We start from the raw sequence: 687 nt of genomic DNA on the forward strand, positions 1-687 counted from the left end.
ACCCTAACAAATCATTTAAACATTTAATAATAGGATACTTTCCTTTACCATTTTTTGCTTGATATTTTAAAAGTTTGTTATAAATAGACCTTTCATTTTTAATACGTTTATCTATTTCTAATTCTAACTCTTCATCAATCAATAAGATTCTATTTTCTTTCTTTACTATTTCTTTAAAAACCACTACATTATCTAACAACTCACTATCAATATACGTATTTTTATCATCCAAAAAATCACAAACACATTTCTTTTTAAAATTAATTTTATTATTTCTTAGTTCAACAAAGGTATCAGCGTAATTAGTCATTCTTTCATAGATTACAGAAATTATTTTTTTAAGAAAATTCAACTCATCATCATAAGACATATTTTACTCCTAATCAAATATAGTTCTGTTAAGTATAACTCTATATTTTCTTAGAAACAATCAAAATTACAACAATATATTATAATTTAAAAAATTAATCTTCTTTACTTGCCAAATCTCCTTATATCATCAATATGAAACTCTGTATTCGGGTATTGCTCTTACAACCCTTTTAAATCTCTTTTCTTTCATCATCTTCACCGATATTATCAACAAACACTGGTGTAGCTACATTTAAGTCTACTTTCTCAGTAAATAAGCTATGGTACCTACCGAGTAAATCACGAGCTTTTAAACGATCACTAGTCTTAATAGGT

General features: G+C 25.3%; 1 protein-coding gene. It reads right to left on the reverse strand.

Annotation, left to right across the window (positions count from 1 at the left end):
- A partial coding sequence (locus ACFOY6_RS24250; RefSeq protein ID WP_379652475.1) for a hypothetical protein occupies positions 1 to 370 on the reverse strand: 370 nt, incomplete at its 3' end.
- Between the last annotated feature and the right edge of the window lie 317 nt (positions 371 to 687).

Source organism: Teichococcus aestuarii, from assembly GCF_042651065.1.
Lineage (GTDB): Bacteria > Pseudomonadota > Alphaproteobacteria > Acetobacterales > Acetobacteraceae > Pseudoroseomonas > Pseudoroseomonas aestuarii.